Source organism: Rathayibacter sp. AY1E6, assembly GCF_002931115.1.
In the GTDB taxonomy this organism is placed as follows: domain Bacteria; phylum Actinomycetota; class Actinomycetes; order Actinomycetales; family Microbacteriaceae; genus Rathayibacter.
The window spans coordinates 49,793-58,368 of sequence record NZ_PSVK01000019.1 but is presented as its reverse complement, the minus strand read 5'-3'; the positions used below and the strand labels follow the sequence as shown (position 1 = coordinate 58,368).

Genomic DNA, 8,576 nt, shown 5'->3' with positions numbered 1-8,576 from the left:
GGGAAGACCAGGGCGGGCGGGGGTGCTGGGGTTCACGGGTGAGCTCTTCGGGTAGGTGGAAGCGGGGGCCCGGAGCGTCGTCGGTCGGGGGTGCCGGACGGCGCGCCGGAGGAGCGCCTGTGCGCGCGTTCGGCTCAGGTCGCTGATGCGCCGCGGTCCGTCGGGTACGGCGCGGGCGTCGGGGCCGCGGTCCCGTCGGGTACGGAGTCGCGGTGCGGAGGCCGCCCGTCATCGGGGATGTCGGCGGCGGTCCCCATGTTCGACCTGGGAGAGTGCCGGGACAAGAGCCGGAAGAGGACGTGTCCGCTAGCGGACACCCCGTTCCGACACCGCGGCTCCGCGGCGCTGAGCTCGCCGACGGCCTGAGTCAGCGCGGCCGGACCGGCAGCCAGCCCCGCCGGGACGCGAGCACGCCCGCCTGGAAGCGGCTCTCGGCGCCGAGCAGCTCGAAGAGACCGGCGATGTGGCGACGGCAGGTGCGCACGCTGAGGTCCAGCCGTGCCGCGAGCGCCTCGTCGGTGAGCCCGGCGGCGAGGCCCTGCAGGATCGACCGCTGCACCGCGGAGAGGGAGGGCTCCTCCTCGGCACCTGCCGCGTGCAGGGGCGCTGCGAACTCCCACGCCGCATCGAACACGCGCGCCAGGGTCGCCGCGAGCTCTGGGGAGCGGACGACCAGGGCGGCGCGGTCGTCCTCGTCGCGGGAGCGGGCGACGATCGCGAGGGAGCGGTCGAAGACCACCAGCCGGAAGGGCAGCACCGGGAGGGTCCGGAACCGCGCGCCCAGCGGCTCCAGCTCCGCGACCGAGCGCCGGAGGGCCGCGTTGTCGCGGCGGCGGTCGTGGTACAGCGTCCGCCTCGCGATGCCGCGCCCGAGCAGCTCGCGGTCGACGGCGTCGCTCGCCTCGTGCCGCTCCACGCTGCTGGTGCCGGGAGCGGCGATCAGCACCTCCTCCGAGGCTCCGCGCTGCAGGTCGAGGAGCAGCCGGAGGACGGTCGCCGGGTCCTCGATCACCTCCACCTGCTCCGCGGCGGCGAGGGCGCTGCGGGCGCTCCGGTAGGCGGGGACGAGGGCCATCAGCTCGCTGCGGCGGCGGGTGATCCCGGTCTGCAGCTCGAGGAGGCGCCGCTCGTCGTCGGCGATCAGCTCGGCGAGGGCGATGTCCGGTGCGGCCGTGGCGAGCGATTCCGCCCCCGCGTGCAGCGGAGCGAGCAGCCGGAGCCCGATCAGCTCGTCACGCGCCTCGCGGAGGCCGTCGACGGTGACGCCGAGCTCGTCCGACGCGCTCTCGAGAGACCAGTCTCCGCGCACGGACGCGTGCAGGTACAGCGCGATCGCGTTCTCGCTCAGCACCGGCGGCCCCCCGTTCTCCCGACCCTCCCGAGTGTAGGAGGCGCGCACTCAGCGCCGCCGCGCGAGAACCGCGACGACGGCGAGCTCACCGGCGAGGACCAGCGCCGCCGCTCCGAACACGGCCGGGCCGACCAGCGCGGCGAGCGGAGTGAGACCGGCGTTCGCGAGGAGGGGGGCGAGGAGACCGATCACGACTCCGGTACGGCGGGCGGGGGGCTGCCGGCGGGCGACGGCGACGACGCTCAGCGAGGTCGCGGCGGCGGCGGCGAGCACGAGCAGGAGGACCGCCGCGGGGTGCGGCTCCCCGAGCAGGAGGAGCGCGGCCAGCGCGGCCCAGGCGAGGGCGCCTCCGGCGGCGACGGGGCCGAGGTGCGGGGTGGCGGCGGGTGCAGTGGCGGTCATGGTGCGTCCTCTCGTCGTGGTCCTCCGAGCCTCGCGGAGGCCCGTCGGCGGCACCAGATCAGCATCCGGGCACGGCAGCATCCGGACATGCGGCGGACCCCCGGCTCCGCGCGGGGCGGAGGGTCGGGGGCCCACGGGACGTCCGGGCAGGCTCCGGCCGTGGCAGCATCCGGTCAGCCGGCCTCGCGCAGCCTCCCGCCGGCGAGGTGGAGGCTGCGCTGCGCACGGCGCGACGGCGGAGTGGTGGGTGTCGTCGGCTCCTGCTCCCCGGGCGCCCGCTCTTCCCGGGGCGGTGCCCGCGGTCGTAGGCTCGCGCTCATCCGCAACGGGAGGGGCCGACGATGACCGCCACGAGAGAGACGTCCGCCCCGCCCGAGCTCAAGCGGGTGCTCGGCCCCAAGCTGCTGCTGCTGTTCGTGGTCGGCGACATCCTCGGGACCGGGATCTACGCCCTCACCGGGCAGGTCGCGGCCGAGGTGGGCGGGGCCGCGTGGCTCCCCTTCGTGATCGCGTTCGTCGTCGCCACGCTCACCGCCTGCTCCTACCTGGAGCTGGTGACGAAGTACCCGCAGGCGGCGGGCGCCGCGCTCTACGCGCACAAGGCGTTCGGGATCCACTTCGTCACGTTCCTCGTCTGCTTCACCGTGATGGCGAGCGGGATCACCTCGGCCTCCGCCGCCTCGGGCGCCTTCGCGAGCAACTTCGCGATCGGCTTCGGGCTCGGGGACGGCGCGGGGACGCGGCTGAGCATCGCGCTGGTGTTCATGGTCTGCATCGCCCTGGTGAACCTGCGCGGTGTCGCCGAGAGCGTCGGGCTGAACGTGGTGCTCACCCTGATCGAGCTCTCGGGCCTGCTGCTCGTGATCTTCGTGTGCTTCTTCGCCGTGTTCGGCGGGCAGGCCGACTTCTCGCGGGTGGTCGCGTTCGAGGCGCCGGAGGACAAGTCGCTGCTGCTCGCGGTGAGCACCGCGACCTCCTTGGCGTTCTTCGCGATGGTCGGATTCGAGGACTCCGTGAACATGGCGGAGGAGACGAAGGAGCCCAGCCGCATCTTCCCGCGCGTGATGCTCACGGGTCTCGGCATCACCGCCGTGGTCTACGTGCTCGTGTCCACGCTCGCCGTCGCGATCGTCCCCGTGGGGGAGCTGGCCGGCAACGACACTCCGCTCGTCACGGTCGTCGAGGCCGCGGCGCCCGACTTCCCGATCTCGACGCTGCTGCCCTTCATCTCGCTCTTCGCCGTGGCCAACAGCGCGCTGATCAACATGATGATGGCCAGCCGCCTGCTCTACGGGATGAGCCGCCAGGGCGTGCTGCCGCCGTTCCTGCAGAACGTGCTGCGCGGACGGCGCACGCCGTGGGCCGCGATCCTCTTCACGACGGTGATCGCCCTGCTCCTCACCGCCTACGTGTCGCGCGACCCCTCCGACCCCATCGCGGTGCTCCTGGGCGGGACCACGTCGCTCCTCCTGCTGGCGGTCTTCGCCGTCGTCAACGTCTCCGTGCTGGTGCTGCGGCGGCAGCCGGTCGAGCACCGTCACTTCCGGACCCCCACCGTGCTGCCGGTGCTGGGCACGATCGCCTGCGTCTACCTGGTGCTGCCGATCACCTCGGGACGCGACACCGCCCAGTACGGCATCGCGGGGGTGCTGCTCGTGATCGGCGTCCTGCTCTGGGTGGCGACCTTCATCGACCGGCGGGTCCGCGGCTACGCACGCACCGCGGCGATCGCTCCGGAGGAGCTCGACGCCGATCCCGCGGAGGACGCATCGGGAGCGCACAGCGACGGCATCGGCCGGTCATAGCCGATCCATAGGGAACTCCCGATACTGGAGTCATGAGCACCCCGGCCCCCTCGAAGCACCTCGCCCCCGCGCAGCGCACCCGCCTGAAGCGGGCCGACGGGACGCCGATCCGCGTCCTCGTCGTCGACGACGAGAGCACCCTCACCGACCTGCTCCAGATGGCTCTGCGCTACGAGGGCTGGGAGGTGCGCACCGCCGCCGAGGGCCGCGCCGCGATCACGATCACCCGCGAGTTCCGACCGGACGTGATCGTGCTCGACGTGATGCTCCCCGACATCGACGGCCTCCAGGTCCTGCAGCGGGTCCGCGCGGACGGCAGCGAGACCCCGGTCCTCTTCCTCACCGCGAAGGACGCGCTCGACGACCGGATCGCCGGCCTCACCGCCGGCGGCGACGACTACGTCACCAAGCCCTTCTCCCTCGAGGAGCTGGTCGCCCGGATGCGCGGCCTCATCCGCCGCAGCACCCTGCTCGCCAACGACGCGGACGACCCCGAGGTCGTCGTGGGGGACCTGGTGCTGAACGAGGACAGCCACGAGGTCCGCCGGGGCGGCGACGAGATCGAGCTGACCGCCACCGAGTTCGAGCTGCTGCGCTTCCTGATGCGCAATCCGCGCCGCGTGCTCAGCAAGGCCCAGATCCTCGACCGGGTCTGGTCGTACGACTTCGGCGGCAAGTCGAGCGTGGTCGAGATCTACATCTCGTACCTGCGCAAGAAGATCGACGTCGGCCGCTCGCCGATGATCCACACCGTGCGCGGCGCCGGCTACCTCCTGAAGCCCGCCGACCAGTGAGCCGCACCGGCCGCCCGTCGCTCGGCGACTTCGCGACCCGCTCCGCCCTCCGCGGCTCCCGCCGCGGCCGGCGCGCGCCGTGGACTCTGCGGCGGCGGATGGTCGTCGCCGTGGTCGCGCTCGTCGCGGTGACGGCGGGCGTCGTGGGAGCGGTCAGCGTGCTCTCCGCCCGCTCGATCCTCTACGGCAGCACGGACGCGTCGCTCAGCCAGTCGGTCACGCGCCTCCAGGACTTCGACGGGCCGAGCCGCTTCGGCGGGTCGAGCGCGATCGAGCAGGCCACGACCTGCCCGAGCGGATCCTTCGGCGGCGGCCCGAGCCAGAACCTCAGCACCATCACCGCCGTCCAGGGCTCGGACGGCTCCTTCATCGGCGCCTACGTCGACGCCGACGGGGTCTGCCGGCAGTTCTCGGACCCGGCCGACTCGGTGCTCGCGGCGGCCGTCGCCGCAGGGGGCGAGGAGGCGACCATCGAGCTGCCCGGGAGCCTCGGGACCTACCGCGTGCGCGCGGCGGCGGTCGAGGGCTCCGTCGTCGTCGTCGGCGTCCCCCTGGGCGAGGTCGCCGAGACGCTCGCCTCCCTCACCTGGGTGGTCGTCGTGGTGGTGCTGCTGGCGATGCTGCTGGTCGCCCTCGTCGCCACCGCGATCATCCGCGTGGCCCTGCGGCCCCTGGAGCGGGTGGAGGCGACGGCGACCCGCGTGGCCGAGCTGCCGCTGGACCGCGGCGCCGTCGAGCTGGTCGAGCGGGTCCCGGAGGAGGACGCCGACACCCGCACCGAGGTCGGCCGCGTCGGCGCCGCCTTCAACCGCATGCTCGACCACGTCACCGGTGCTCTGGAGTCGCGGCAGGCGAGCGAGGACAAGGTGCGGCAGTTCGTCGCCGACGCCTCGCACGAGCTGCGCACTCCCCTCGCGGCGATCCGCGGCTACGCGGAGCTGCCCCGTCGGGGCGGGACCGAACTGCCGGAGTCGGCCGTCTACTCCCTCGATCGGATCGAGTCCGCCGCCACCCGGATGACCTCGCTGGTCGAGGACCTCCTCCTGCTCGCCCGCCTCGATGAGGGCCGCGACCTCGAGAAGGAGCCCGTCGACCTGACGCTGCTCGTGATCGAGGCGCTGTCGGACGCGCACGCCGCGGGCCCCGACCACGAGTGGGACCTCGAGCTCCCCGAGGAGCCGATCGAGATCCGCGGCGACGGCTTCCGGCTGCACCAGGTGGTCGCCAATCTGCTGCGGAACGCGTCCGTGCACACGCCCCCCGGCACCCGAGTCGTGGCGGCGCTCGCCGAGGAGGTGTCGGAGGGGCGGCCGATCGCGGTCGTCACGGTCACCGATTCCGGCCCGGGAATCGCGCCGGAGCTGGTGCCGGTGCTGTTCGAGCGCTTCGCCCGCGGCGACTCCTCCCGAGCGCGCACGACCGGATCGACGGGGCTGGGCCTGGCGATCGTGGCGGCGGTCGTCGACGCCCACGGCGGGCGCGTCCTCGTCGCGTCCGAGCCGGGGCGCACGAGCTTCCGCGTCGAGCTGCCGGCGGGCTGAGGGCCGGAACGGCGGTCTCCCGCCGCCCCGCCCTACACCGAGACGCCCAGCCGTCGGCGCGCGTCGTCGAGGGTCCGCACCACGGCGACCACCTCGTCGAGCGGGTGCAGCGGCGACTCGGTGCGCCCCTCCGTCACGTACTGCGCGACGTGCAGCGCCTCCCAGGCGAGGCCCTCGCCGCCCTGGAGCGGCGTCTCGTCGATCCACGACCCGCTCTCGGAGCCGCGGGTGAGCGTCACGCCGCCCGGCGTCCAGAACGACGGGTGCACGTCGATCCGCCCCGCCCGCCCCGCGACGCTCGCCGCGTGGCGGGTGTCGGCCAGCACGGTCGAGGTGGCCACCGACTGCACCCCGTGCGCGTGGCTGCCGACGATCGTCGCGGTCGCGTCGACGCCGGTCGAGGTCATGCTGCCGGCGACGACGGTGCTCTGCGGGGTGCCCGCCACCATCGAGACGAAGGAGGAGGCGTAGACGCCGACGTCCAGCAGGCCGCCGCCCGCGAGCGCCGGGTCGAAGATGCGGCTGGAGGGGTCGAAGTCGAAGGCGGCGCCGAAGTCGGCCGAGACGACGGCGGGCGCGCCGACCGCCCCGTCCGCGAGCAGCTGCCGCACGACGTCCATGTGCGGCAGGTAGCGCATCCACATCGCCTCCATCGCGAAGACTCCGGCGTCGCGCGCGGCGTGCACGATCATCTCGGCCTCGCCCGGGGTCGGCGCGAACGGCTTCTCGACCAGGATGTGCTTGCCCGCGGCGATGGCGAGCAGCGCCTGGCGGGCGTGCTCCGAGTGCGGCGAGGCGATGTAGACCACGTCGACCTCCGGATCCTCGACCACGGCCTCGTAGCCGGCCGAGGCCCGCTCGATCCCGAACCGGCTCGCGAACCGCTCCGCGCGCTCCAGCGAGCGGGAGCCCACCGAGACCACGCGCTGCCGGGTGTGCTTCTGCAGCGCCTCGACGAACGAGCCGGCGATCGAGCCGGGCGCGATCACCCCCCAGCGCAGGACGGGGGAGTCGAGGAGGGAGGGGAGTCGGGGCTCGGGAAGCGTCAGTGCCATGCGTCCACGCTAGGGCCCCGTGCCCGGCGGGGGCGAGGGGGTGCGCGGCGGTCCCCTAGGGTGTGACGGCACGCGCAGTCGCGGGCGGAGGAGGACGTCATGCCCGAGTGGTACACCCTGGGCGTCGTCGCCCTCGTGATCGTCGTGGTGGTCGTCGCGATCGTGCGCTTCCGGTTCAACCCGGTGCTGGCGCTGGCCGTGGGAGCCGCCGCGATCGGCCTGCTCACCGGGCTCGGCCCCGTCGACACCGTCTCCACGATGACCACCGGCTTCGGCGAGGTGATGATGGAGGCTGGCCTCCTGATCGGCTGGGGCGTGCTCATCGGCGCGATGCTCAACGAGATGGGCGCCGTCGTCCGGCTCGTCGAGGGCCTGCTGCGCGTCTTCGGCCGCCGCGGGATCCCCTACGCGCTGGGCCTCTCCTTCGCCACCTACCTGCAGACGATCTTCGTCGACGCGCTGATCGTGATCGCGGCCCCGCTCGCGCGCCGGATCGCGCCGCGGCTGGGGCGCGCGGGCACCGGCATCGTCGCCGTGACCTTCGCCGTCGGGCTCGAGACGGGCATCGTGATGATGGTGCCCGGCTTCGCCGCGGTCGCGCTCGCGGGGCTGCTCGGAGTGCCGCTGGGGGTGATGATGCTCGGCGGATTCGCGGTGGTGGCGCCGACGGTCGTGGTCACGATCCTGCTGATGTCGCTCGCGTTCCGCCTCGGCTTCTGGGACCCGGCGCGCGACGAGCAGCTGGTCGTGCGCGACGACACGACCGGGCTCGCGACGGTGGGGGCGTCGCCCGCCGCGGACGGCGGACGGCTGCCGTCGTTCGGAGCGCGGGGGAGCGGCGGGGCGTCCTCGGGCGGAGCCGGAGCGGTGTCGGGCGGCTCGTCCGGCTCGTCCGTCGAGGACGCGGCGGGTCCCGCTGAGGCGCAGGACGCCCACGCCGCCCGCGAGCGCCCGCTCCTGCTCCTCTTCGCGCCCATGCTCCTCGCCCTCCTGCTCATCGCCGCGCAGGCGGTGCTCACCGTCTCCGGGATCGAGCTGCCGGTGCTGCAGTTCCTCGGGAACCCCGTCATCGCGCTCCTCCTCGCCGTGATCGGCACCGGAGTGGTCGGCCGGTCGACCGTGGGAACCGCGCGGATGGAGAAGGCGGTCGCCAAGGGCTTCCAGGACGGCGGGCAGATCTTCCTGCTCACCGGCGTCGGCGGGGCGCTCGCCGCGGTGATCGCGCAGGGCGACCTCGGCGAGATCCTGAAGGGCTACTTCTCGACCTCGGCGACCGCGCCGCTGCTGCTCGTCTGGGTGATGGCGGCCGTGCTGCACATCGCGGTCGGCTCGGTCACCCTCTCGGCGATCACGGCGGCCGGAGTCGTCGCGCCGGTCGCCGCGACACTCGGCCTCGACCCGCTGCTGATCGCACTCGCTGCGGGCTCCGGCGCGCTGTTCTGCATCCACGTCACCTCGAACACCTTCTGGCTGCTGCAGAGCTTCCTCGGCCAGTCGGTCCGCGGCGCCCTCAAGTCCGTGACCGTCGGCGTCTCCCTCGCCTCCGTCCTCGCGCTCGGCGCCACGCTCGTCCTCTCCCTCTTCCTCTGACCGGGCCCTCCTTCCTCCTCTCGCCGGATGCCACTCGG

The 8,576-nt window shown here is 73.7% G+C and carries 7 protein-coding genes; 4 read left to right on the top strand and 3 right to left on the bottom strand.

All coding sequences use genetic code 11. The annotated features are described in order from the left end of the window. Positions 1-367: 367 nt before the first annotated feature. Together C5C46_RS17295 and C5C46_RS13555 are read right to left on the bottom strand one after the other, a co-directional pair. A complete protein-coding gene (locus C5C46_RS17295; RefSeq protein ID WP_104227062.1) occupies positions 368-1,351 on the bottom strand; it encodes a LuxR C-terminal-related transcriptional regulator in 984 nt (327 codons plus the stop codon). Between the two features lie 48 nt (positions 1,352-1,399). Continuing rightward, positions 1,400-1,753, bottom strand: coding sequence for a hypothetical protein (locus C5C46_RS13555; protein ID WP_104227061.1), 354 nt, complete (start codon positions 1,751-1,753; stop codon positions 1,400-1,402). 341 nt (positions 1,754-2,094) lie between these two features. Here C5C46_RS13555 and C5C46_RS13550 point away from each other — a divergent pair, with 341 nt between their 5' ends. Genes C5C46_RS13550 through C5C46_RS13540 form a run of 3 tightly spaced genes read left to right on the top strand, consistent with a single transcriptional unit; the run spans position 2,095 to position 5,893 of the window. Beyond that, a complete protein-coding gene (locus tag C5C46_RS13550; protein ID WP_104227060.1) occupies positions 2,095-3,558 on the top strand; it encodes an APC family permease in 1,464 nt (487 codons plus the stop codon). Positions 3,559-3,590: 32 nt separating this feature from the next. Then, positions 3,591-4,352 (top strand): response regulator transcription factor, encoded by a 762-nt coding sequence (locus C5C46_RS13545; protein ID WP_104227059.1) that lies wholly within the window; start codon positions 3,591-3,593, stop codon positions 4,350-4,352. Further along, on the top strand, positions 4,349-5,893 hold the full coding sequence (locus tag C5C46_RS13540; protein WP_219812302.1) for a cell wall metabolism sensor histidine kinase WalK: 1,545 nt from the start codon (positions 4,349-4,351) through the stop codon (positions 5,891-5,893). The genes C5C46_RS13545 and C5C46_RS13540 overlap by 4 nt, the downstream gene beginning before the upstream one ends. A 32-nt stretch (positions 5,894-5,925) precedes the next feature. Here C5C46_RS13540 and C5C46_RS13535 read toward each other — a convergent pair whose 3' ends face one another. Continuing rightward, positions 5,926-6,948 carry a Gfo/Idh/MocA family protein gene (locus tag C5C46_RS13535; protein WP_104223651.1) on the bottom strand — a complete coding sequence of 341 codons (1,023 nt, stop codon included), beginning with the start codon at positions 6,946-6,948 and terminating at the stop codon, positions 5,926-5,928. Positions 6,949-7,047: 99 nt separating this feature from the next. Here C5C46_RS13535 and C5C46_RS13530 point away from each other — a divergent pair, with 99 nt between their 5' ends. Then, positions 7,048-8,538, top strand: coding sequence for a GntP family permease (locus tag C5C46_RS13530; RefSeq protein WP_104227058.1), 1,491 nt, complete (start codon positions 7,048-7,050; stop codon positions 8,536-8,538). The last annotated feature ends 38 nt before the right edge of the window (positions 8,539-8,576 follow it).